This window comes from Gilliamella sp. wkB308 (genome assembly GCF_001690185.1).
Classification (GTDB): domain Bacteria; phylum Pseudomonadota; class Gammaproteobacteria; order Enterobacterales; family Orbaceae; genus Gilliamella; species Gilliamella apicola_I.
Genome location: NZ_LZGN01000034.1, coordinates 238,059 through 263,776 on the forward strand (window position 1 = coordinate 238,059; position 25,718 = coordinate 263,776).

The window sequence follows — 25,718 nt, forward strand, 5'->3', positions numbered from 1 at the left end:
TTTATATCATTCTGTATATTTAGGAAATTATACCAGATTTTATGTGAAAAATCTTATCATTTTCGTCAATCATATGGGTTACTTGGTCTTGGCTAACCGCCGTGATAAACACTTGTGAATTCGCCATTTTTAAGCGTTTAGCTAATAATGCTCGTTTATGATGATCTAATTCTGACGCAAAATCATCAATTAAATAGACACAAGGTTGTGTGCTTTGTTTTGAATAGTATTCACCTTGTGCAAGGCGTAGTGCACACATCAATAATTTTAATTGTCCCCGTGATAAGAAATCTTCAACAGGTATATTGTCAATACGCAAACGGATATCGGCTTTATGTGGGCCTAACGAAGTATAGTTGAGTAATCTATCTCGTTCATACTGTTTGTGTAATATGTCGCTATAATTAATGTTTTGTTCCCACCCTTGATAATATTGACAATTAAGCAGATATTCTGGCAAAAAGTCATGGCAGGTTTGTATGATTTCGGGAAAAATATGCTGTGAATACTCCGAGCGAATTTGACTTATTTTTTCAGCAATGGGAGCCAGCTCTTTATCCCAAGGCAACAATTGATTATAACTCGTGGATTGTTTTAATAAAGCATTACGTTGCTTAAATAACCGCTTTAAATTGTTCCATAAATGGATAAATTCAGGATAATGATGAAAACACCCCCAATCAATAAAAGCACGTCGATATTTAGGCCCACCAATAAGTAAATCAAATCCTTCTGGTGTAATTAATTGAATGGGTAAGAGTTTAGCAAGATCGGTTAGTCGAAATCCCTCATCACCATCAATTTTAATTCTATTATCATTATTACGTGCTTTGACTAATCCAATGGTTCGGGTTTGTTGATTAGATGATTCAATTTGGCTAAATAATGTCAATTCAGATTGTTCATGCTGAATAATACGATTGGATTGTATATGCCTAAATGCTCGTCCATGACCAAGCATATAAATAGCCTCAAGTAAGCTAGTTTTACCACTACCATTATCACCAACAATAAAGTTGAAATGGGGAGATAAACACAGCTCGGTATAAGATATATTACGAAAATGATGGATTTTGATCTGTGAAAGAATCATATAAGCTAAGTTATTCCGGCCTAAGCCGGAAAGGTTAAATTTGATTATAAGCGCATTGGCATGACAACATAAATGGCTGATTGATCATTAATATCTTCAATTTGTACACTTGATGTGGCATCAGTTAAAAGTAGTTGTACGCTATCGCACTTCAATGTATTTAATATATCTAATAAATAGGTCACATTAAAGCCAATTTCAAGTTCTGCTGAAGAATATTTTACATCAACCACTTCTTCTGCTTCTTCTTGTTCTGGGTTATTTGCTGTAATTTTTAATTGGTTGTTTTGAACATGAAGCCGGATACCGCGAAATTTTTCATTAGATAAAATGGCAACACGTGATAGTGAATTTCTAAACTCTTCACACGAAACTTCTAAAGGTTTATCAGGATTACGTGGCAATACTCGTTTGTAATCAGGGAATCTGCCGTCAATCAGTTTTGAGGTGAAGGTAAAATCGCCGAGATTCACTCGTAAGTTATTATTACCAATTTGTATATTGATAATATCGTCATTATCACTCACCAATTTTGCCAGTTCAATAACGCCTTTTCTTGGTAAAATCACCGAACAAGATGTTGCAATATTTTGACCAATCGGTTGCGAACAAAGAGCAAGTCGATGTCCATCGGTTGCAACAGATTTTAAAAGCCCATCTTCGATTTCGAATAACATACCATTAAGGTAGTATCTTACATCTTGGTTAGCCATCGAAAACTGGACGGCATCAATAAGACGTTTAATTGTTTTTTGTGGCACAGAAAGCTCGACATCGCTTTGCCAATTTTCTAAGTTAGGAAAATCACCGGCAGGTAGTGTAGATAAGGAAAATTTACTTCGACCAGATTGAATCATCAATCGATTATCATCAACAGTTATAGAGATCTGAGCATTGTTGGGTAAATTTCGACAAATATCAAGAAACTTTCTCGCTGGTACTGTGGTTGCACCGGGTTCGTTTGCTTCTGTAAGCGGGATATGAGCAATCATCTCTATTTCAAGATCGGTTCCCGTCATGGATAATGTACTATCACTTACTTGTAACAATAAATTGCCTAAAATTGGTAGTGTTGGACGACTACTTAAAGGCGCACTAACAAGTTGCAATGGTTTGATAAGTTTTTCTCGATCAATAATAAATTTCATAATGTTGATTCTTTTATTAAGTTGATAATGTTCGAATTAAATTGGAATAATCCTCTTTAATATCATTGCTTTCTTCTTTTAATTCAGCGATCTTTCTGCATGCATGTAAAACAGTCGTATGATCTCTTCCGCCAAAGCCATCACCAATTTCAGGAAGGCTTTTATTTGTTAATTCTTTTGCTAATGCCATGGCAACTTGCCGCGGTCTTGCAACAGAACGGGAACGACGTTTAGAAAGTAGATCCGATACTTTAATTTTATAATACTCTGCAACCGTTTTTTGGATATTATCAATAGTAATTAATTTTTCTTGTAAGGCAAGTAAATCTTTTAGCGCATCTTTAACAAAATCAATGGTGATTGCTTTACCTGTGAAATTTGCATTAGCAATTACCCGATTTAATGCGCCTTCTAGTTCTCGCACATTAGAACGTAATCGTTTAGCAATAAAAAAAGCGACCTCTTCAGGTAATTTTATATTATTTTCTTCGGCTTTTTTCATCAAAATTGCGACTCGTGTTTCAAGTTCTGGTGGTTCAATAGCAATCGTTAAGCCCCAGCCAAAACGTGATTTTAAGCGATCTTCAACGCCATCAATTTCTTTGGGATAGCGGTCTGAAGTTAAAATAATTTGTTGGTTACCTTCTAATAATGAATTAAAGGTATGAAAGAATTCTTCTTGTGATCGCTCTTTATTGGCAAAGAATTGGATATCATCAATAAGTAATGCATCAACAGAACGATAGTAAATTTTGAACTCTTCTATCGCATTATTTTGCAGTGCCTTTACCATATCTTGAACAAATCGTTCTGAATGCATATAAACCACTTTGGCATTACTTTTGACTTCCATGATTTGATTGCCTACAGCATGTAATAAATGGGTCTTACCTAAACCTGTTGAGCCGTACAAAAATAGTGGGTTATAAGCTTTTCCTGGATTTTGAGCAACTTGTTTGGCAGCAGCAACGGCGAGTTGGTTAGATTTACCTTCAACAAAGCTATTGAATGTATGTTTATGGTTAATCCCCGAGTGATAGGTATGATTATTATTACTTTCTTTGGTTGTTTTCCAAGCCGGCATTACATCCGTTTTAGGCTGATTATTTTTAGTTTTTTTTTCCATTGACAATGTTGATCCCACCTCAAGGTATAGCTTTAGGGAATCATCATTGAAAAGTGTATTGATCAATTGAGATATATTGTTAAGGTATTTATTTTTTACCCAATCTAATACAAATCTGTTTGGTGCATAAATATAGAGTTTGTTATCAATCATTTCCGCTTGCAATGGGCGAATCCATAAATTGAATTCCGTTGTAGGAAGTTCTTCTTGTAGTTGAGAAAGACATTCTTGCCAGATAGCGGTAGGCACAAATCACTCCTTTAATTTTTATTATTAACAGCACATCGTTAATTATAATCTTTTTTGTGGATAATTTATAGAGTTTTAATGTTTATTCACTAACTTATTAGCAATAAAAAACCCGGATTAACCGGGTTTTTATTGTTTTGAAAATCGAAAATTAGTGAGTTGTTTCTCTAACTTGTTGAAGGTTAGTTGCTTTCACTTCGATTTGTACACGACGATCTGGTGCTAAACATGCTTTTAATGTAGCGCCACGTTTGCCATTACATTCACTGCCAGTTACTGGTTGAGATTTACCTACACCACGAGCACTGATGATATCAGATGGAACACCTTTAGATACTAAGTATTTCATCACAGATTGAGCGCGTTGTTCTGAAAGTTTTTGGTTGTAGTTTTCTGAACCGATACGGTCAGTATGACCAATTACTACGATTGCAGTTTGAGTAGGGCTAAGTTTGATAAGATCTTGTAATAATCTATCTAACTCTTCACGACCTTTTTCTTTTAAGTCAGCTTTTGCATATGCAAATAGAACGTCAGCGTTTAAATCGTAAACTCGTTCAGAAGTTTTAACAACAACTGGAGCTTCAACAGCTGGAGAACCTAAACGGTAAGTGATACCTAAGCTTAAAGTTCCTGCATCTGGAGATGCGTCAGTTTTAGTATGGATGTGGTTAACATATTGATACTCTAAACGAGTAGAGAAGTCTTCTGCAAAACGGTAGTCTAAACCTAATGCATAAACTGGAGAAACGTCAGTTTTTGTTCCGCCTTTGCCATAACTTTCTTTAACGTATCCACCGTTTTTCCATTTAGCGATAGTGATCATTGCACCTGCACGACCATAAACATCTAAATCATCAGAGATGAAAGATAACGGATAGCTTAATTTACCAGTTAAAGAAACACCTTGAGCAGAAACTTTACTATGACCTACGTCATAAGTTTTACCTGCATTGTGGTAAGATCTTTTATATTTAGCAGAACCTAACCAATCATAACCTAATTCAAATGCTAAATATGGGTTAGCTTGGAAGCCAAGGAATGCACCACCAGCAACGTTACTTTTGTCAGTTGTGCTGATTTTAACATCACGACTAAATGCACGTACTTTACTTTGATCTAAACTATAAAGTTCTGACCAGCCTAATTTACCACCAACGTAAAAAGTGTTGTCTTCATATGCTGCATTTGCCGCAGTAGCTGTTAAGCTAGCAACTGCGATTGCTAGAGCTAAAGTTGTTTTTTTCATTTTGTTGCCTCAACTTGAATGTTGTTATAGACGTTGTTTGCTTTCCTTTTAATTAAATTTTACTTTAAATAAAGGATCGATTACTTATTGTTTTTAATTATGATGCACATAATTTGATTTCAATTATAGCATATATTATACGCAGATCTATAATTAATGACACTTTATGTAAAAAAAGTTTACACAATCTTTTAAGTAATTTTATTGATGACGATATAAAAGTCATTGATTGTTGTTGATAATAAGTTCGCCATGATGAAAAAATCGGCTTCTAATTTTTTATCAAATTCATCAGCGCCAATATCCTCATTTTCATCTAAAACACTCGAATCAAATTTAATTCGCTTCAATGTTAAATCATTATTGACGATAAAATTCACACCTCTTTCGTCGATAATTTTCACTTTTGTTATCCATTTTCCCGAATCAAAATGTATCATCATTTCATCACTAGTGATATCTTGGTTTTTGCAGCTAATAATCCCGTTTCCTTCAAGTGGGTCTTTTAATTCGGCTTGATCGCCTAATATAAAAGGTGCAAAGTTTAGTTTTTCTTTGACCCAAGTTGTCATGATTTGCTCAAGTGGTTTTTCAATGGAGAGCGGAGTTAATGCGAGTGCTCCTAATTCCTTACGTAAAATAGCCAGAATATCTTCTGCTTGCTTAAAGCTGCTGGTATCAAGAATAATACGTTTATTTATGGTGTCTATCCATAACCAGTAATGATTGTATTTACTAAATGCTCTAGGCATAAGGTCGATCATGACTTCATCTTTTAACGTTGCCTTTTCATTTTTAGTTAACTTTCTACTGAGTGCTTGTTCTTGTTTATCAATTTTTTCAAGTAGAGCTTGTTTGATAACAGGAGCCGGTAAAATTTTTGTTTCTTTTTTTATACGTAATAAAAGGTGACCTTGCATATCAACAATAAAATTATCGTGATAATTATCATTATAAGGTGAAACCCAACCCATTTTCATGGTATCTATATTTCCACATGGGGTAAAAGGTACCGATTTGATAGCTTTTTCAATAGCGTTTTTGTCAAGCAAAGTGTCATTATTAAGTTGGTAAATAATGGCATTTTTAAACCAAAGCATAATTTTGATTTCCTAAATTTATTTTAATGATATCCAAACTGTATCAGGATTAATTTGATTAAATCGTTTATCTATATTGTATGGGGTAAATATAAAAGTATTGAAATTAAAATTTATAAGAGACTCCCATATAAAGTGAGGTTACAGTGCTTTTGTTAACCATTGGGCTATCAGCTACATCACCGGTTAATTTGTCGACATGCATACCACCGAACAGATTAAGATGATCGGTTAATGCATATTGTGCGCCTATTTCGATATAGGGTGTGAAAGATCCGTTAGCATGATAATAGCGTAAACCAGAACGAGAAGATTCTTTATGTGATATCCCATAGTAATAATTATTGTGCTTGTTATTTGCCCAGTTGATACCTATTGTTGGAACAATAATTAAATTACCTAGCATAAATGGTACGCTGTAATCGGCATTGACTAAAATGCTATTACTTTTATTTAGCATGTCTGCTCCAATGCTGCTTGAGAAACTGCCCCAATTGGTATCAATAGAGTATTCAATTTCTGCTAATAATGTTGCATGACGGCTATCAAGCCGTTTTAATTGGCGATTATTTGAGTCGTGTGGTTTGAATTCATTATCAAGATAACGAGCACCAATAGATAAACTTTGATTATCGTTGTTAAAAATATACACACCAGCCGATAAATCATCAATAAAAAATGTATTATTATCGTAATCGATATGGGGAACTGGATAGTAACTGGAACGATAACCTTTGTAAGGTGAATTTGACCAACCCCCACCAACACCGATAAAAGTAGGATCTGCTAATGCGGTTTCACTCAATGCTAATGCAGATAACGCTAATATAGAAAGTATGCAGTGTGATTTTTTCATAGGGTTTATATCCATTTGGGTAACAATGCTATCCTCTAGCAGAAAATTATTTCGCTGAGTTTGATACTATCGTCACACAATCTATACAGTAATTGTACATTGTAACAAACAATTTTCTTGAATAATAATGCCACATTTTATCGTGTTTGAATATGGATTAGTGAGATAATTATGAGTAAACCAACTTTAGAAATGATTAATAGTCGTCCTGACGATGCAACATTATTAGCTGATGAAGCTAAATATTGCTCATTTGGTGATACTGTTCATTATGTTGAACCACCAAAGATTTTTGATGGTTGCGAAGGTAGCTACATGTATGATAAAGAAGGTAAAGCTTTCCTTGATTTACAAATGTGGTATTCAGCATGTAACTTTGGTTATGCCAATGAACGATTAAACAATGTACTTAAAAAGCAAATTGATACCTTACCACAATGTGCTAGCCAATATTTGCATCCTACCAAAATTGAATTAGCTAAAACCATTGCACAAGGTATGGAACAGCGTTTTGGTTACCAAGGACGAGTTCATTTTAACGTTGGTGGATCACAATGTATTGAAGATTCTTTAAAAGTAGTTCGTAATGCTACTGGTGGTAAGTCATTAATGTTTGCGTTCCAAGGTGGTTACCATGGTCGTACACTTGGTGCATCTTCAATTACTTCTAGTTATCGTTACCGTCGTCGTTATGGTCATTTTGGTGATCGTGCTATGTTTGTTCCTTTCCCATATCCGTTCCGTCGTCCAAAAGGTATGACTGCAGAAGAGTATGGTGAACACTTAGTTGCTGAGTTTGCACGTCTATTTGAAACAGAATATCACGGTGTATGGGATCCAAAAGTAGGACAAGCTGAATATGCTGCATTCTATGCAGAACCGTTACAAGCAACAGGTGGTTATATTGTTCCGCCTCGTAACTACTTTAAAGGTTTGAAAAAAGTATTAGATCAATATGGTATTTTATTGGTTGTTGATGAAATCCAAATGGGCTTTTATCGTACAGGTAAACTTTGGTCAATTGAACATTTTGATGTTAAGCCTGATGTGGTTGTATTTGCTAAAGCGTTAACCAATGGTCTTAATCCACTAGGTGGTTTATGGGCACGTGAAGAGTTGATTAATCCTGAGGTGTTCCCTGTCGGCTCAACGCATTCAACGTTTGCTTCCAACCCATTAGGTACAGCAGTTGGTCTTGAAGTGTTAAAAATGACGTCAGAAACTGATTACGAAACCATGGTTATGGAAAGTGGTGCTTACTTCCTTGAAGGATTAAAAACACTTGAGAAGAAACATAAAGAGATTGGTGAAGTCGATGGTTTAGGTCTTGCACTTCGTGCCGAAATCTGTACCGAAGATGGTTTTACCGCTAACAAAGCGTTAGTAGATAAAATGGTGGATATCGGTATGTCAGGTGATCTTGATTGGAAAGGTAATAAAATGGGCTTGGTGCTTGATATCGGTGGTTATTATAAAAACGTGATCACTTTTGCTCCATCGCTACATATTACTCGTCAAGAGATTGATCAAGGTATCGAATTACTTGATCAGTTAATTACCCGAGCGAAAAAAGAACTTTAATTATTAAATTCTAACCTTCCCGTCAACTCATGTTGGCGGGACTGCACATGATAGCCAATCGTTTAAATATATTTATGAAATACATCAATCAGCTAGAACCTAATGAATTAGTCGATAATTTTTTGACTTATCCACCGCAAGATTTTTCGGCGTGGCTGAGTGAAAATGGTGTGCCTGCTTTTGCTGCAAAGTTTGATTTATTAACTACTGCTGATGATGATTTTAAGCATAAGATCCAAAAACTCCCTTTTTTTAAAAATTGGCGACATTGGTTACAGCCGAAAACTTGTTTTATAGGAACAACCGTTTCTGAATATGGTCTATTGACCGATCAAGTAGAAGCAGGACAGTTAGCGGATAACATTAAAACCGCATATACAAAAAAGTATCCTTTTGTTATTGTCAAAGATTTGCCTTTATCTTCGCCGTTACTCAGTGAACAAGACAATCATTATTCAGACCAGCTTATTTCGGCATTAAAAACAAGAGGGTTTATTGAAGTTGAAGGACAAGCATTAGCTTGGCTACCAATTGATTTTAGTGATTTAAATGAAGTGTTTTCACGATTTTCTTCCAGCCGTCGCAAGAATTTTAGACGTAAATTAAAAGCTCGCGAAAAATTAGAGATTAAAGTTTTGCATAGTGGTGATGAATGCTTTTTTAATGATGAAGTGTTAGATCATTATTACCAACTTTACCTCAATGTTTATCAACAAAGCGAGGTTCATTTTGATCTACTGACTAAACCGTTTTTTATTCAATTGCTGCAAAGTAAATCTATCCAAGCACGCATTTTTACCTATTATCATGATAATGAACTCATTGGCTACAATATCTGTTTTGTCGTAAATAATATGCTGGTCGATAAATATATTGGTTTGGTTTATCCTCAAGCTCGTGACCTTAATCTTTATTTTGTTAGTTGGTTTTTCAATCTGGAGTATGCCATTGAGCAAGGATTTAGTCACTATATTGCGGGTTGGACAGATCCTGAGGTTAAACGATCGTTAGGTGCGCAATTTACTTTAACCAAACATTTGGTTTACATCCGTAATCCATTATTAAGATTTATTTTAAGCAAATTGATTGGTCATTTTGAAAGTGACAAGGAGAAAATAGCATGACACATCCTATTATACTCAATTTCGATCAGAGTGTAGGCGAGATTAATAATGCTAAAATAATTGATGTAACCCAGTGGCAAGATACAATTCGCTTTGGTTGCTCTGAAAAAAAATTCTGTCAATTTAAAGCAGAATTACAACAATCCTTACCTGAACATTATGGTACAGTCTTAATGGGAAGTGGTGATTATCACCATATTTCATTACTGCTTATTGAACGGTTGGCTAAACAGTATTCAGCCGAAAATCCAATCCAAGTGATTGTATTTGACAATCATCCTGACAATATGCGCTATTTATTTGGTATTCATTGTGGTTCATGGGTTAGCTATGTGGCAAGTTTACCTTTTGTGAGCCATGTTCATGTGTTAGGTATTACATCTCATGATATTGGACTTTCCCATTTTTGGGAAAATAGATGGAAACCACTTTTTCAGAAAAAACTGACGTATTGGAGTTTAGATGTCAATGTATCGTGGGCCAATAAAATAGGTTTGGGGCAAGCTTTTCGCCATTTTTCTACTCCAGATGATCTGATTGCTAATTTCTTATCCGAACAATACCATAGCGCCGAACCTGTGTATTTATCGATAGATAAAGATGTATTAAGTGAAAAGGTCATTCACACTAATTGGGATCAAGGTCAATTACAAACTTATCATCTGCTTGATACCATTACTTCGTTAAAGCAACGTATTGTGGCAAGTGATATCACTGGTGAATTGTCAATATGGCAACCCTCTAATTGGTTCAAACGGTTGCTGAGTTCATTAGATAAACAACCCGCTATTGATGCAGATAACTTACTTAATTGGCAACAAGCACAACATCAGCTTAATTTAACATTATTAAAAGCTTTATCAGTATAACGACAAGTTTAGAAGCTGTAGCTGATTATTTAAGAAATCAACTACAGTTTGAATTAACTTTTATTGATGATTATCAGCGTTTTGCTTAGCCAATTGGCTTTCCGCTAAAGCCAAAAACAAGATACCTGATACAATAAGAATGGTGCCAATTAACTTATATAATGTGATTGGTTCATGAAACAGCCATATCGAAGCTATCATGACCGTGACAACTTCAAAGTGAGAGGCAGCAAAAGCCGGCCCAACTGGGGCTTTTTTTAATAAAGTCATCCAAGTAAAAAAGGTTAAAATATAACCAGCGATAGAGATGTATATCCATGGATTAGTAAATACCCTGACTAACCAATCAACACTCATTGCTAGTGGTTCGGCATGGATCGCAGTTAATTTAAAGCTACATTGTGCAATAGTATCGAAAAAAAGTAATACCGTAAAACCGATTAAGTAGAATCTAGCCATATTAAGACATCCCTACAAAAATTACACCAGCAGTGATAAGTAACATACCAATGAGTCGGTAAACCGTTAATAGTTCTTTGAAAAGCACTCGACCAACTAACATAATAGTGATGATATTAAATGATGCCAGCAACACTCCTTGAGAAAGCGGAACCAATGTTAAAAATGCTAACCATAACAAAAATTCTGCAACGTAAGAAATTATACCAATCCAGATCCAATGGTTTTTAGCCAAATCAACCCAGTAATACCAACCGTCACGATTATTAGGGGCGGTTGCAGCGTATTTAAAAGCAACTTGCCCTAATGTATCAAAACAGATATTACTAACCCAAAGTATAATCACTAATAGTGACATTATGTATTGGTTCCTTCTGCTATGTCATTGAAAAATGATGCGCACTCTTTAATGACTTCACGACGTTGACTATCAATTGTAATTAAATGATAACTATCATTAAGTACCACTAATTTTTTTGATCCTGAAACGTGTTTTTCAACTAATTTGGCGTTGGTTTCAATATTAGCTATGTCATCATGACCGGAATGCATAATCAAACACGGTGAAGTCACCTTAGGTAGTGCTTGGCGAACGTTTTTAGCTAACAATTGCATTTCGGCCAGTGCAGGAAAAGGATTTCCAGCAAGTCCGGCAGATGCCGCATCACCACTCAGCATACTTTCCGATACAACGGCTCGAATCCGCTCATCTTTGAGCCCATAAGGTGGCTTTTCGATGAAAGAAACCTTTTGAAAAAGCCCCAGTTTTTTCAAATAAACCAGTAAGAAAAAGAATTTTTTAGCCCAAAATGGCATACTCCAACCATCATAATAAAAAGTTGGTGCTAATACACCTACACCTTTAATTTGTTCTGGCCTATCTGATGCAAGTTTAAGCGCAAGGAGTGCGCCCATGGATAAACCTGCAACAAAAACATTATCAACATGTTTTGCTAAAAAATCAGCACCGTCTTTTACACTTTGATACCAATCTTGCCAGGTAGTTTTACAAAGATCTTCTTCAGTACCACAGTGACCCGCTAATTGTATAGCATATACGGTAAATCCAGCTTTATGTAAACCATTAGCTAAAATACGCATTTCGTTGGGTGTACCCGTTAAGCCATGTATCAAAAGTACACCATTTTTGTTACCCGGTAAAAAATAAGATAAATCTTCAATTGTACTCATTATTATTCCTAATTATTTTACCATCATGACAGGGATAAGAGCATCTTGAGTCTTTTTCAGCGCTGTCGTGACATCGGCAAAACGTTGAATAGCACAGTGTTCAATCTTGTTGGTTTCACAATATTGAATCAATTTGTCTTTTGCAAATACAAAATCCACATTATGAGATACACAATAATCGGATGTGCCATCACCTACATACAGTATCTGTGGAAAGAATTGTTGTTTTTTAACATGATTACATTTGCAATTTCCACTTTGTTTAATACAGTTTTTATTCGCATAAGGAAATTCAAGACGCCAACTACGCCCATTATCATGCATTAATTTATTGGCATATATCGGGATATGCGTAATACCGTGTCGTTTTAAAACAAATTGAATGGCGTAATCTAACCCATCACTCACAATATGAACAGGGATATTATTCTGCTCAGTATAATCAATGAATGATTTAAACGTTGAATCAATTTCGATTTGTGATAAAACGTGATTGAGTTCATCCAAACTGGCATCCATTAAGGCAATTTGTTTACTCATGCACTCTTGGGAGCCAATTTTACCGTTAACCCATAACTCTTCAAGCTCATCACAACCATCTTGACCAAAATGACTCAGTAATGTATCGGTCACATCTTTGACACTTATAGTGCCATCGAAGTCACACAAGACAATAGGAGTTTGATGTTGTGTATAAGATGGTGTATATAGATGACTGGTAATTGATGAAAAAGTATTCATATTTGAAATAAAAATAGTCTATTTATATATATTGGCGCAAATTTTCTCACAGAGTGACTTCGAACATTGTAGGCTCTTTGTATATATTTTGTAACGAAGTTAAAATTGTCTGTATAATAAGGATTCTTTTAGCACAAGTTACGGTAATGAGAACCTAAGATGAGTGAACGTATTTTAATCATTGAAGATGATCAAAGGTTAGCTAATTTAATAAAAGTTTATCTGGTTCGCCAGGGATATCTTGTTGATTGGCATAATAGTGGTGAAGGTGCAGAAGAAAAAATTCAAGAAATAAATCCCGATTTGGTTATTTTAGATGTGATGCTTCCTGAAAAGTCCGGTTTTGATATCTGCCGAGATATACGGACATGGTTTACAAACTATATTCTTATCATGACGGCGAGTGAAGATAATATTGACGAAATTGTGGGTTTGGAATTGGGAGCAGATGATTATCTGGCAAAACCAGTCGAGCCAAGGTTATTATTGGCACGAATTCGAGCTTTATTAAGACGAAAGCAAATCGAATCCGATAAAGAAGTAAATAAAGATCCCGTCACGGCAACGAATAATAAAACATTGATTTTTGATAATCTGATTATCGATGATGAAAATCGAAAAGTATTACTCGAAGGTCAAGAAATAGATCTTACTACAGCAGAGTTCGATCTTCTTTGGTTGTTGGCGAATAATGCAGGTAAAATTTTATCTCGTGATGATATTTTTTCTCAAGTTCGTGGTATAGATTTTGATGGAACAGATCGTTCTATCGATGCTCGTATTTCTCGATTACGACGCAAGTTACTTGATGATCCTGATAACCCTTCACGTATTAAAACGGTTCGAGGGAAAGGTTATCTATTTATGAGAGAAGGGGATAATCATTGAGACAATTATTAGCAAAACCGCTGTTTTTTAATCGTCGGATTATTTTTTATCTTGTTATCTTACTTTCGTTACAATGTATTATTGCCTATGGTGCATTACTCGTCTTTGATTCTTTGCCTTCTTCATTAACGGATATTCCTGATGACCACATTGTCTTTCGTGAATCACAACGAGGTACGGTTAATCTGATTCGAATGCAGATTAATGAGAATAAAGATCGCCCTTTACAAGAAGTGGTTGATGAACTGCAACCCTATTTTGGGTATCCGATTGAAGTTTTACCGAGTCATACTTCGTTACCCCATTCCATCAATAAAGAGCTAGCAGAACTTGGATTTGCCTATGATGGTGATAAAGAAGTGGTCTATATTGATTTAAAAGAGGGACATCTTCTTCAGTTAGGCCCGATTATGATGCGGGATATTCTAGAATCAAACACGATGTCTTTAAGTGTTTTTCTCGTTATTTGGGCGCTTTTTAGTGCAATTGTCTTTTTTATTCTAATCTATTTTGCGTTTAGTGCTGTTTGGAAGGATTTGGTTAGTATCAGACAGACTGCTGAACAGCTTGGTCAAGGAAACCTTAAAGCGCGCACTGAAAATGTTAAAGGCTGGTTATTTAAACCGTTAGCAAATGTGTTAAATAATATGGGAACACACATTGAGCATTTAGTTAGCACCAATCAGACCATTTCACATGCAATGGCGCATGAACTTCGTACGCCATTGGCTCGTATGCGATTTGAGCTCAGTATGCTTGAAGAATGTGATGATGAACAAGAAAAGTTATTGCTGCAAAAAGGAATGAGCGATGATATTAATGAACTTGAAACGCTTATTAATGCCAGTTTAAGTTATTTTAAAATGCAGCAAAGTAATATTGAGTTAAATTTAACGTCGGTATCACTTAAACAGTGGGCTGAAAAGGTTTGTCAGTCACTTGAATTATTCAAACCTAAAGGATTTGAATTAGTTTGCCACAGTCAAGACGTAAAAGCGCTTATTGATACTAATCTGGTTGAAACCATTGTTAAGAATTTATTACTTAATGCGTTCAAATATGCAACGCATAAAGCGGTATTAAATCTTACGAAACAGGATAATCGGGTAATTATAGAGATTGATGATGATGGTCCCGGTATCCCGTTTGATGCACGTGAAAAAATTTTTATGCCCTTTGCAAGGCTTGATACCAGTCGAACCCGATCAACAGGTGGATATGGTCTTGGATTAGCTTATGTAAAATTAATGGCAGAGTTTCATAATGGTAAAGCATTTGTTGTCACTAGCCCGTTAGGCGGTGCAAGATTTGTTGTTTCAATAAAGTCTGGTGAAGAATAATTTTATTGGGAATTCGTTTTTAGAAAACAGAAAAGCATATCAATTCAAATCATGCTGTTTTTTCATTTCAGAAAAACAAAAAATTTGTTATATTCTCAAATCAAATGAGATAAGTAACCAAACTAATAGTTAAAATTTTATATTAGTTAACAATAATCAGAGGTTTTTATGAGCGGTTCATTACCGACCGAGACAGAGACACGTCCAACTAACTTTATACGTCAAATTATCGATGCTGATCTTGCAGCAGGAAAATATAAAACGACTCATACACGTTTTCCACCAGAACCAAATGGTTATTTGCATATTGGTCATGCCAAATCAATTTGCCTAAATTTTGGGATTGCTCAGGATTATCAAGGTAAATGTAATTTACGTTTTGATGATACTAATCCAGTTAAAGAAGATGTCGAATATGTTGAATCGATAAAAGAAGATGTTCGATGGTTAGGTTTTGAGTGGGATGGTGAAATTTGTTACTCATCTGATTATTTTGACCGATTATATGAATATGCGATTGAGTTAATTAATAAAGGATTAGCCTATGTTGATGAGCTTTCGCCTGATGAAATTCGTGAATATCGTGGCACATTGAAAGAGCCGGGTAAAAATAGTCCTTATCGTGATCGTAGCATTGATGAGAATTTAGCGTTATTTATTCAAATGAAAGAAGGTAAATTTGCTGAAGGTAAAGCATGTTTAAGAGCAAAAATTGATATGGCTTCACCTTTCATTGTTATGCGTGATCCAGTGTTATATCGTATTAAATTTGCAGAACATCACCAAACAGGTAATAAATGGTGTATTTATCCGATGTACGATTTTACCCACTGTATATCTGATGCGATTGAAAATATTACTCACTCACTCTGTACACTTGAATTTCAAGACAATCGCCGTTTATATGACTGGGTTTTAGATAACATAACGATTGAAGCTCGCCCACATCAATATGAGTTTTCTCGATTAAATTTAGAGTATGCTATTACCTCTAAACGGAAATTAAATTTACTCGTATCAGAAAAAATTGTTGATGGCTGGAATGATCCTCGTATGCCAACTATTTCGGGTCTCCGTCGTCGAGGTTATACGCCTGCTTCAATTCGAGAATTTTGCCGTCGAATTGGTGTGACGAAACAAGAAAACACGGTAGAGATGAGTACGCTTGAATTTTGTATCCGTGAAGATCTTAACGAAAACGCGCCGCGAGCGATGGCTGTTCTTGATCCTGTTAAAGTGGTAATTGAAAACTATTCTGAAACAGTTGATGAAGTTCTCAACGTGCCTAATCACCCAAATCGTCCTGAACTTGGTCATCGTGAAGTGCCGTTCACTCGTGAGATCTATATTGATCGTGCCGATTTTAGAGAAGAAGCCAACAAAAACTACAAACGATTAGTTTTGGGTAAAGAAGTGCGCTTACGAAATGCTTATGTTATTCGTGCAGATCGGGTTGAAAAGGATTCACAAGGCAATATTCAAACGATTTATTGTAGTTATGATCCTGCCACTTTAAATAAAAATCCGGAAGATGGACGTAAAATTAAAGGCGTTATTCATTGGGTTTCAGCCAAATTTGCTAAACCAGCAGAAATTCGCCTTTATGATCGTTTATTTAATACCCCTAATCCTGGGGCAGCAGACGACTTTTTATCAACCATTAACCCAAGCTCTTTAATCGTTAAACAGGGTTTTGTTGAGCCAAGTTTACAAAATGCTGAAGTTGGACATGCTTATCAATTTGAACGTGAAGGATACTTCTGTTTAGACAGTAAATATGCAACCGATGACAATTTAGTATTCAACCGAACGGTTGGGTTAAGAGATAGTTGGAACGAAGCTTAATTTAACTAGATTTGCCGACATTAGGTCGGCAAATCACTTTTGAATGGATTACTCCTCGATTTTAAACAATTTTGTTTGTTGATCTAAATAACTAAGAATATCCGGCATTCGGTATTTACCTGCCATTGATAGTATGTTTTTAGCGGCATTCGCTAAAGGTACACCGACTGAAGTTACATAAAGCGGATGTTTACTATGACCACGGGTAACTTCCATTAAATAGTCACTATTTCCCGCAAAAGGTTTTTTAGCAACGCCGATAATAGGTACTTTTTTATTTAAAGCATTATATAAATGTCCACCCAAACCTATTTTACCTTCATTTAAATGCACATAACCATCAATGACAATTGTTGAAATTTTATTAAGATCAACTTTATTGAGCAGGGATAAAATGCAAGGTAATTCACGTTGATAAAATTGACCAGATTGATAAGGAGCAACATTATCTTGATAGTCAGTAATTAAGCTTTGAATATCAGATTTTGAATCGCACCAATGATTAAATAACACACCAACTGTTTTTGCTCGAGTATCGATATAGTAAACATCAATTGCAAGTATCATATTAAATTCCGTTTCGATAAAACTGATTAATCATTAAATCAATATACTGAGATTAATTTATTAAACAAATCAGTATTTTTAATAATTGAAGCGATTAATTTGATTAAATTTTGTTTTTTAATCATTATAAATAACTTAATTTTTATACTTTATTTTATATTCATAATGAGAAATAGCCATAAATAAAAATAATAATCTAACACATAGGGTTAGTTAACCCTATGTGAAATATGTAATTTACTATTTATTAGCCTCATTATTTTCAACCTTTATTTTTGGCGGTAATGGTGCTAAATAACCGATGATTAGCATCAGTATTGCTATAGCAATAAATGCAAATGCTTTCAATAATCCCTCAAGTTCAACGCTATCAATCAAAATTAACTTGATTACGACAATAGTTTGGAGTGTTACTCCTGTAAACCATGTAATATGTTGTTGATAACGATGACCAATAGTGACTAAGACAACGGCAACAAGCGTCCATATAAGTGAAATTGTTGCTTGAATGATTTTGGAATTCCATAATTGATAAAACGACCAAGGTATATCAAGCCATTGACTTAAGCATCTCAAAATCATACTGTTAGTCCATAAACAAGCCATGACAATTAATAGTATAGAAGCAAAATTAGGCAATTTTTGATTAATGTTAGACAGACTAATTTTCTGATCATCAAATTGTATGAAATAAGCGCTGAATTTTATCCAAATTCGAATCATGAGTAAGGCAAAAATTGCACTCAATTCAAGCGGATTGAATATTGGTATATAAGGCCAATTGATTATTTGACCACTATAAAAGATAAATATGAATAATTTCACAAATAAATAAATTATGATAGGGGCTAAACCTATTAACCAATAAGTTTTAATAATCGCAAAATGAGTTAATAATCTTTTTTTAACAAGAAGATAAAATAATAATACAATACTGCTATCCAGGAAGAATAATGTACAGTATTCAATAGTCTCTAAGCCTAGTGGTAATAAACTTAAACTATTCTTAATTTCAAAGAATAACCAATCTAAAGTCATCAAAAACAAACTAATATGCAGGATTAAATAAAAATAATTTTGAGCCTTAATTAATCTGTCTTTGATGATATACAAATAAAAATAGCAACTCAAAAAGGCGATTGCCCAAACCATGTTCCAGTTAGTCGTCAATAAATTAGTATCAAATAAGAAGTTCTCATTGATTAATCGTAAAAATAACATGATCGGCCAGAGCAGTAAAACAGCAAATTTGAGCATAGTCCATTTTAGTTTTTGACCGATGTAATACCAGACCCATATAGCAATTAGGAAAGCTAAAAGTAAAATTGGTATTTTATGTGTTATTTGGTCAATTCTTATAATGCTATATAGAATCCAGATTACCCAAGCGTGGCTAGCCAATACAAAAAATACGATTTTGAAAATGTTACCCCAATTATTTTGATTACAGTAATAGTGCCAAATAAGAGCATTAATCAGTAAAATCAGGCTAATCAATCCTAAAAAGAATATATTTTCTGTGACGGTAAAGACTAAATTAGGCAAATTATAACAAAAGTATAGCAAACTAAATGTATTAATGAATGCCCCTAGCATGGCAAATTTGAACTGTCTGTTATTGAGCATTACCCAACTTAATGCAGTGCCTTCAAACAACCAAATTAATACTGTCCATTCAAGATTAAACCAAAGAGCAATCGCTAATGTAATAAAAGAGAGTCCTATTGCAATACCAAACAATGAACTTGTTCTTGATGTAAATCGATTGTAATGTAACGTGATAAAAAATATTGTTAAATAGAATATTCCAAATCCTAACGAAGAAAATGTTGGACCAAGCGACCATTGTCGCGTAATAGCATATTGCAACATAAAGGCAGTTATAGGGGTGCCAAAAAATAAAATAATATCAATAATATGTGGATGACTTTTTTTATTAGTTTTATGACCTGCTAATGAGGTAGCTAAAATGCCATAGATTATCATATTAACGATGATAAAAAACTGGCATTCAGTATAAAACTCGGGGCGAAAATTAATTATTCCCCATGATGAGGTAATTACAAAAGTAAATACAAATCCTATTAAGTTAAGTATTCGCCATGATTGCCAAATACTAATTACTAAAATTGCACTCGAAATGATGGAATAATAACTGAATAATGTAATGTGATTATCTGAATTTGTTGATAACAATATCGGGGCTAGATAGCCACCAATACTGGCAATAATTGCCAAACTCATTGCGCGTTGTAAAACAGCGAATAAAACGCTCACTGAACAGAGGGTGATTAATAAAATAATAGCAACTAAGAATGGAATAAGTGCATAAAGTTTACAGGCTGCAAATATAGTTAAATATAAAATACCTACAGAACCGCCTTGTAATATGAGGGCATATATCCGTTTTTTTGTGCGTAAATACCAACCAAACACAAATAATACTAAACCTAAGATCAGTGCACCAACGATACGAACATTAGGTAAGATTAATTGATTTTCAATACTATGCTTAAATAAATATGAAAGACCAAAAAATAGGATAATAATGCCAACCTTAGCTATCAAATTGCCTTGAAAAAGCCAGGTAAAAAACGAATTGAAAACACTGGGGTTTTTGCCTTGTTTGGTTGATTGATTTCTTGATGGCGAGCTTTCCCATGGTTGATGTTGTGATGTTTGGATTGACGTTACAGGTTGAATATTCGTTAGTTTTTGTTGCGAATCATTGGTGTTTTCTGATTGCTCAACATATTCAGGTTTTTTTTCAGCGATTTTTACATCCTGTTCAATAGTGGCTTTGAGGTTAGAATGAACAAGATCAGATTCTACCGACTTAGTATGGTTTTCTGTTAATTCATAACGTTGAATTTTCTTTGTTAGTTCATTAATTTGAGATTGTAAATTGTCTAAGGTTGAATTTAAACATAAACTGATTATTATCACTATTGAGATCAGTACAATGAAAATCAATAGTATTGTAAATGTGCTTATCATATTTCTTATATTTCTGAGATATTATTTTATTAGTTACGGTATATTATATGTAATCGATAACAAATAACAAGGTGAATTACAACACAATAAATGTTTTAAAGATAGCCACATTGTTTACTTTCTTTTATACTATTAGTCTATTTTTTACCTGTTTTTGGCTTAAAAAGAGTAATTAGCATGAAAATTTTAGCTGGTTCTTCTGCTGTATCTGCATTTCGTATTCATAAACTTCTCTCTGCTTGTTCTGAACAATCTATCCCTATTATGAGTGTTGAAGCACAATATTTGCATTTTATTGATTTGAAAGGTGAATTATCTTCTGCCCAGCAGCTAACACTTGAGAAATTATTACAATACGGGCCTAAATCGGCTCAAATCACTGTTTCGAACAAATCAAACAAAACGCTTTTTTTAGTTATACCAAGAATAGGGACAATTTCACCATGGTCATCAAAAGCAACCGATATAGCGCATAATTGTGGTTTACGACAAATTCAACGCATTGAGCGAGGCATTGCTTATTATATTCAAACGAGTTCACCGTTGACTGATATACAAAAAAACGAGTTTTTGGCATTCATTCATGATCGAATGATGGAAACAGTTTTGACTTGTCTGGAACAAGCAGAACAGTTATTCAAAGTCGATCAACCTGTTCCTGTGACTACTATTGATTTGTTAGGTCAGGGGCGTAAGGCATTAGAAGCGGCAAATATTAAATTAGGCTTAGCGTTAGCATCAGATGAGATGGATTATTTAGTTGAAAACTTCCAAAAACTCAATCGTAATCCAACGGATGTCGAGCTTTATATGTTTGCGCAAGCAAATTCAGAACATTGTCGACACAAAATTTTTAATGCCGATTGGGTTATAGATGGTGAAAAACAGCCTAAATCACTGTTTAAAATGATTAAAAATACTTATGAAAAGACCCCCGATTATGTTTCTTCTGCATATAAAGATAATGCGGCGGTGATGGATGGCTCTCAAGTTGGACGTTTTTTTGCTGATAGCGATAATCAAACTTACGGTTATCATCAGGAATATGCTGATATTTTGATGAAGGTGGAAACACATAATCATCCCACAGCGATATCACCTTGGCCAGGCGCAGCAACGGGTAGTGGGGGTGAAATTCGTGATGAAGGCGCAACCGGACGAGGCGCAAAACCGAAAGCGGGTTTAGTCGGGTTTTCGGTCTCCAATTTGCGTATCCCCCATTTTGAACAACCATGGGAACACGATTTTGGTAAGCCTGACCGAATTGTCAGTGCGTTAGATATTATGCTCGATGGTCCATTAGGTGGCGCTGCATTTAATAATGAATTTGGTCGCCCTGCACTTTTGGGGTATTTTCGTACCTATGAAGAATACGTTAATAGCCACAATGGTTATGAGCTTCGTGGTTATCATAAACCCATAATGCTTGCTGGTGGCATGGGCAATATTCGTCGAGAACATATTCAAAAAGGTGAGTTTCCTGCTGGCTCTAAGTTAATTGTGTTAGGTGGGCCGGCAATGAATATTGGTTTAGGCGGAGGCGCTGCATCATCAATGACATCGGGACAATCTGATGCAGATTTAGATTTTGCATCAGTGCAGCGAGATAATCCCGAAATGGAGCGTCGTTGTCAGGAAGTAATCGATCGGTGTTGGCAACTTGGCAAAAATAATCCTATCTTATTTATTCATGATGTTGGGGCTGGTGGTCTATCAAATGCGATGCCAGAGCTGGTCAGTGATGGTGGCTGTGGTGGTCAATTTGAATTACGGAAAATTTTAAGCGATGAACCCGGAATGTCACCGCTTGAGATTTGGTGTAATGAATCACAAGAACGTTATGTTCTTGCTATCCACCCGGATAGTCTTGATGTATTTGATGAACTTTGTCAACGTGAACGCGCACCGTATGCGGTAATTGGTGAAGCTACGTTTAATAAAACGGTGACTTTACATGATGACTATTTTAATAATAATCCGATCGATTTACCTTTAGATGTTTTATTGGGTAAAACACCTAAAATGTTAAGAGAAGTCAAGACACAACAAGCACATGGCGATAATTTTTCAACGGCTGATATCAATTTATATGATGCGGTTAAACGGGTTTTACATTTACCGACCGTTGCTGAAAAAACGTTTTTAATTACTATCGGTGATCGCACTGTTACCAGTATGGTTGCACGAGACCAAATGATTGGGCCATGGCAAGTACCGGTCGCTGATTGTGCTGTGACAACGGCGAGTTTAGATAGTTATTATGGTGAAGCCATGTCAATGGGGGAACGGGCACCGGTTGCTTTACTTAACTTTGCTGCCTCGGCAAGACTTGCCGTGGGTGAAGCCATTACCAATATAGCGGCAACCAACATTGGCGATATCAAGCGAATTAAGCTTTCAGCTAACTGGATGGCAGCAGCAGGCCACCCAGGTGAAGATGCGGGACTTTATCATGCCGTAAAAGCAATTGGAGAAGAGTTATGCCCAATATTAGGGTTGGCTATTCCGGTTGGTAAAGACTCAATGTCGATGAAAACCACATGGCAACAAAATGGTGAACAACAATCGGTAACCTCACCATTATCGTTAGTCATTTCGGCTTTTGCTCGTGTTGAAGATGTTCGTAAAACAGTGACCCCCCAATTAAAAGTTGATGTTGATAATTCTTTATTACTTATTGACCTTTCCAAAGGTCATCAAGCACTGGGTGCGACTGCATTGGCACAGGTTTATCGTCACTTAGGGCAAAAAACAGCGGATGTACATGATGCTAAAGAGCTTTTAGCTTTTTATCAGGCTATCCAAACGCTTATCAATCAAGATGCTTTACTTGCTTACCATGATCGCTCAGATGGCGGATTAATTATCACATTAGCTGAAATGGCTTTTGCCGGTCATTGTGGGATTGATATTGATATTGCAGCATTAGGTCACGATATGATTGCCACCCTGTTTAATGAAGAACTGGGTGCCGTCATTCAGGTGGCAAACGAGCATCTGGACAGTGTTATGGCATGTTTTAATCAATATGGATTGTCACATACCGTTCATGTGCTTGGTGAAGCAAAGACGGGGCAACAATTTATTATTCGCAACAACTCAGCTGTAGTCTACAGTGAATCACGTACCACGTTACGAACATGGTGGGCTGAAACCACCTGGCAGATGCAACGTCTACGTGATAATCCACAATGTGCAGATCAAGAACATCAAGCAAAACAAAACGAAAGTGATCCTGGTTTAAATGTAAAACTTACCTTTGATCCTCAGAATGATATTGCTGCTCCTTATATAGTTAAAGGCGTTAAACCAAAAGTCGCCATTTTACGTGAACAGGGCGTTAATTCGCATGTTGAGATGGCTGCTGCGTTTGACAGAGCGGGGTTTGATGCCATTGATGTACATATGACGGATTTATTAAAAGGTCGTGTATCATTGAGTCAATTTAGTACATTGGTTGCTTGTGGTGGTTTTTCTTATGGTGATGTTTTAGGTGCAGGTGAAGGTTGGGCGAAATCAATATTGTTTAACGAAAAAGTTCGACAAGAGTTTGAAACATTTTTTCAACGTGATAACACTTTATCATTAGGTGTTTGTAATGGTTGTCAAATGATGTCAAATTTAAAGGATTTGATTCCCGGTGCAGAATTATGGCCTCGTTTTGTTCGTAATGTATCGGAACGTTTTGAAGCTCGCTTTAGCTTGGTACAAATTCAACAAAGCCCTTCTTTACTATTAAGTGATATGGCTGGTTCGCATATGCCAATCGCAGTTTCACATGGTGAAGGACAAGTCGAAACGCATGATCAAGCACATCTAAATGCGTTAGAAGCATCAGGTTTAATTGCTGTTCGTTATATCGATCATTTTGGACAAGTGACCGAGCAATATCCGGCTAATCCTAACGGTTCACCAAATGGAATAACTGCTGTCACATCACAAGATGGTCGAGCAACGATTATGATGCCACACCCTGAACGAGTGTTTCGAACGGTAACAAATTCATGGCATCCCGAAAATTGGGGCGAAGATAGTCCTTGGATGCGTATTTTCCGTAATGCACGTAAGCAACTTGGCTAAAAAAATCGCCGGCAAATTGTCGGCGATAGCATTTCATCTAAACTAACATAGTTATGATTGCGGTGACTGTTTTTGTCGATTAAGTAATGGTTTCCCTAACAGGGTATTCATTTTTCGTAACAGCTGCTCGGTTGTTTCCCAATTAATACAAGCATCCGTCACCGATACACCATATTTAAAGTTTTCTTTTGGTTGCTCGGAAGATTGATTGCCTTCGTTTAAATTACTTTCAATCATCACACCAATAATAGCATTATTACCTTGTTCAATTTGGTCAATGATTGAGTTAGCAACAATGGGTTGATTTCGATAATCTTTATTAGAATTAGCATGGCTGCAATCAATCATAAGATTAGGTAGTAACCCTGCTTTTTGCATTTGGATCTCACAGAGTGCAACATTTTCAGCATCAAAATTAGGTGCTTTACCACCTCGTAAAATGACATGTCCATTTGGATTGCCCAGTGTTTGAAGTACGGTAACTTGTCCTTGCTGATTAATCCCGACAAAACGGTGTGCCATTGAAGCGGATTTCATCGCATTTATAGCGACATCTAAGCTACCATCAGTACCATTTTTAAAACCAACAGGCATTGAAAGACCGGATGCCATTTCACGATGAGTTTGTGATTCTGTTGTTCTTGCTCCAATTGCAGCCCAACTAATTAAATCACCAATATATTGTGGTGTATTGGGATCGAGTGCTTCGGTAGCAATTGGTAACCCAATTTTGACGATATCAAGCAATAATTTACGGGCTTTTTTTAGACCAGATTCAATGTCAAATGAACTATCCATATGGGGATCATTGATCATACCTTTCCAACCAACAGTGGTTCGCGGTTTTTCAAAGTAGACACGCATAACAATAAAGAGATTATCTTTAACTTCGTCAGCTAGTTTTTTTAACTTATGTGCATATTCAATAGCAGCATCAGTATCATGAATAGAGCAGGGGCCGCATACAATTAATAAACGGTGATCTCGGCGTTCTAAAATATCAACTATGGTTTGACGTGATGATGCAATTTGCGTTTCAAATTCATGGGATAAAGGGTAAAGCGCTTTTATTTCTTCAGGGGTAATTAACATGTGCTCATCTCGAATTCGGACATTATTGAGTGTATCTTTTAACATTTTGCATTCCTTATGAGAGTCATTTAAATATTTCATATGTAAAATATTTATTACATAAACGGATAATATGTAAACACA

General features: G+C 35.5%; 20 protein-coding genes. 7 read left to right on the forward strand and 13 right to left on the reverse strand.

What is annotated here, in order from left to right; all coding sequences use genetic code 11:
- Positions 1-19 precede the first annotated feature (19 nt).
- The 6 genes from recF to A9G10_RS05815 form a co-directional block, all read right to left on the reverse strand.
- Positions 20-1,093, reverse strand: coding sequence for a DNA replication/repair protein RecF (recF, locus tag A9G10_RS05790; RefSeq protein WP_065558644.1), 1,074 nt, complete (start codon positions 1,091-1,093; stop codon positions 20-22).
- 44 nt (positions 1,094-1,137) lie between these two features.
- The gene (gene dnaN / locus A9G10_RS05795) at positions 1,138-2,241 is read right to left on the reverse strand and encodes a DNA polymerase III subunit beta (RefSeq protein WP_065558645.1); all 1,104 of its coding nucleotides are present in this window, start codon (positions 2,239-2,241) and stop codon (positions 1,138-1,140) included.
- Between the two features lie 16 nt (positions 2,242-2,257).
- On the reverse strand, positions 2,258-3,616 hold the full coding sequence (gene dnaA / locus A9G10_RS05800) for a chromosomal replication initiator protein DnaA (protein ID WP_065558646.1): 1,359 nt from the start codon (positions 3,614-3,616) through the stop codon (positions 2,258-2,260).
- 151 nt (positions 3,617-3,767) lie between these two features.
- Positions 3,768-4,865 (reverse strand): porin OmpA, encoded by a 1,098-nt coding sequence (ompA, locus tag A9G10_RS05805; RefSeq protein WP_065558647.1) that lies wholly within the window; start codon positions 4,863-4,865, stop codon positions 3,768-3,770.
- Between the two features lie 191 nt (positions 4,866-5,056).
- Positions 5,057-5,965, reverse strand: coding sequence for a recombination-associated protein RdgC (locus tag A9G10_RS05810; RefSeq protein WP_065558648.1), 909 nt, complete (start codon positions 5,963-5,965; stop codon positions 5,057-5,059).
- A 106-nt stretch (positions 5,966-6,071) separates the two neighbouring features.
- Entirely contained in the window at positions 6,072-6,821 is a 750-nt protein-coding gene (locus A9G10_RS05815; protein WP_065558649.1) for a MipA/OmpV family protein, read from the reverse strand.
- 171 nt (positions 6,822-6,992) lie between these two features.
- On the opposite strand from A9G10_RS05815, the gene A9G10_RS05820 reads away from it, so the two are divergent.
- Genes A9G10_RS05820 through A9G10_RS05830 form a run of 3 tightly spaced genes read left to right on the forward strand, consistent with a single transcriptional unit; the run spans position 6,993 to position 10,395 of the window.
- Entirely contained in the window at positions 6,993-8,402 is a 1,410-nt protein-coding gene (locus A9G10_RS05820) for an aspartate aminotransferase family protein (protein WP_143425959.1), read from the forward strand.
- 47 nt (positions 8,403-8,449) lie between these two features.
- Positions 8,450-9,526 (forward strand): GNAT family N-acetyltransferase, encoded by a 1,077-nt coding sequence (locus A9G10_RS05825; RefSeq protein WP_218837348.1) that lies wholly within the window; start codon positions 8,450-8,452, stop codon positions 9,524-9,526.
- Positions 9,523-10,395, forward strand: a complete 873-nt coding sequence (locus A9G10_RS05830) for an arginase family protein (protein ID WP_065558650.1) — start codon at positions 9,523-9,525, stop codon at positions 10,393-10,395. Before A9G10_RS05825 ends, A9G10_RS05830 begins: the two co-directional genes overlap by 4 nt.
- Positions 10,396-10,455: 60 nt before the next feature.
- Here the strand turns inward: A9G10_RS05830 and A9G10_RS05835 are convergent, their stop codons facing one another.
- Genes A9G10_RS05835 through A9G10_RS05850 form a run of 4 tightly spaced genes read right to left on the reverse strand, consistent with a single transcriptional unit; the run spans position 10,456 to position 12,786 of the window.
- Complete coding sequence (locus A9G10_RS05835) at positions 10,456-10,854, reverse strand: DMT family transporter (RefSeq protein ID WP_065558651.1); 399 nt, start codon at positions 10,852-10,854, stop codon at positions 10,456-10,458.
- 1 nt (position 10,855) lies between these two features.
- The gene (locus A9G10_RS05840; RefSeq protein WP_065558652.1) at positions 10,856-11,212 is read right to left on the reverse strand and encodes an EamA family transporter; all 357 of its coding nucleotides are present in this window, start codon (positions 11,210-11,212) and stop codon (positions 10,856-10,858) included.
- Positions 11,212-12,045, reverse strand: a complete 834-nt coding sequence (locus A9G10_RS05845; RefSeq protein ID WP_065558653.1) for an alpha/beta hydrolase — start codon at positions 12,043-12,045, stop codon at positions 11,212-11,214. The genes A9G10_RS05840 and A9G10_RS05845 overlap by 1 nt, the downstream gene beginning before the upstream one ends.
- A gap of 12 nt (positions 12,046-12,057) precedes the next feature.
- Positions 12,058-12,786 carry an MtnX-like HAD-IB family phosphatase gene (locus A9G10_RS05850; protein ID WP_081299083.1) on the reverse strand — a complete coding sequence of 243 codons (729 nt, stop codon included), beginning with the start codon at positions 12,784-12,786 and terminating at the stop codon, positions 12,058-12,060.
- 159 nt (positions 12,787-12,945) lie between these two features.
- Here A9G10_RS05850 and A9G10_RS05855 point away from each other — a divergent pair, with 159 nt between their 5' ends.
- The 3 genes from A9G10_RS05855 to glnS all read left to right on the forward strand — a co-directional run bounded on the left by A9G10_RS05855 (position 12,946) and on the right by glnS (position 16,859).
- Entirely contained in the window at positions 12,946-13,674 is a 729-nt protein-coding gene (locus tag A9G10_RS05855) for a winged helix-turn-helix domain-containing protein (protein ID WP_065558654.1), read from the forward strand.
- Positions 13,671-15,014 carry an ATP-binding protein gene (locus A9G10_RS05860; RefSeq protein ID WP_065558655.1) on the forward strand — a complete coding sequence of 448 codons (1,344 nt, stop codon included), beginning with the start codon at positions 13,671-13,673 and terminating at the stop codon, positions 15,012-15,014. Before A9G10_RS05855 ends, A9G10_RS05860 begins: the two co-directional genes overlap by 4 nt.
- A gap of 168 nt (positions 15,015-15,182) precedes the next feature.
- Positions 15,183-16,859, forward strand: coding sequence for a glutamine--tRNA ligase (gene glnS / locus A9G10_RS05865; protein ID WP_065558656.1), 1,677 nt, complete (start codon positions 15,183-15,185; stop codon positions 16,857-16,859).
- Between the two features lie 48 nt (positions 16,860-16,907).
- Here the strand turns inward: glnS and A9G10_RS05870 are convergent, their stop codons facing one another.
- Positions 16,908-17,426 (reverse strand): endonuclease V, encoded by a 519-nt coding sequence (locus tag A9G10_RS05870; RefSeq protein WP_065558657.1) that lies wholly within the window; start codon positions 17,424-17,426, stop codon positions 16,908-16,910.
- A gap of 240 nt (positions 17,427-17,666) precedes the next feature.
- The gene (locus A9G10_RS05875) at positions 17,667-20,372 is read right to left on the reverse strand and encodes a DUF2339 domain-containing protein (protein ID WP_065558658.1); all 2,706 of its coding nucleotides are present in this window, start codon (positions 20,370-20,372) and stop codon (positions 17,667-17,669) included.
- 228 nt (positions 20,373-20,600) lie between these two features.
- Between A9G10_RS05875 and purL the strand changes: the two genes are divergently transcribed.
- On the forward strand, positions 20,601-24,503 hold the full coding sequence (gene purL / locus A9G10_RS05880; protein WP_065558659.1) for a phosphoribosylformylglycinamidine synthase: 3,903 nt from the start codon (positions 20,601-20,603) through the stop codon (positions 24,501-24,503).
- 51 nt (positions 24,504-24,554) lie between these two features.
- Here the strand turns inward: purL and A9G10_RS05885 are convergent, their stop codons facing one another.
- On the reverse strand, positions 24,555-25,640 hold the full coding sequence (locus A9G10_RS05885) for a 3-deoxy-7-phosphoheptulonate synthase (RefSeq protein WP_065558660.1): 1,086 nt from the start codon (positions 25,638-25,640) through the stop codon (positions 24,555-24,557).
- Between the last annotated feature and the right edge of the window lie 78 nt (positions 25,641-25,718).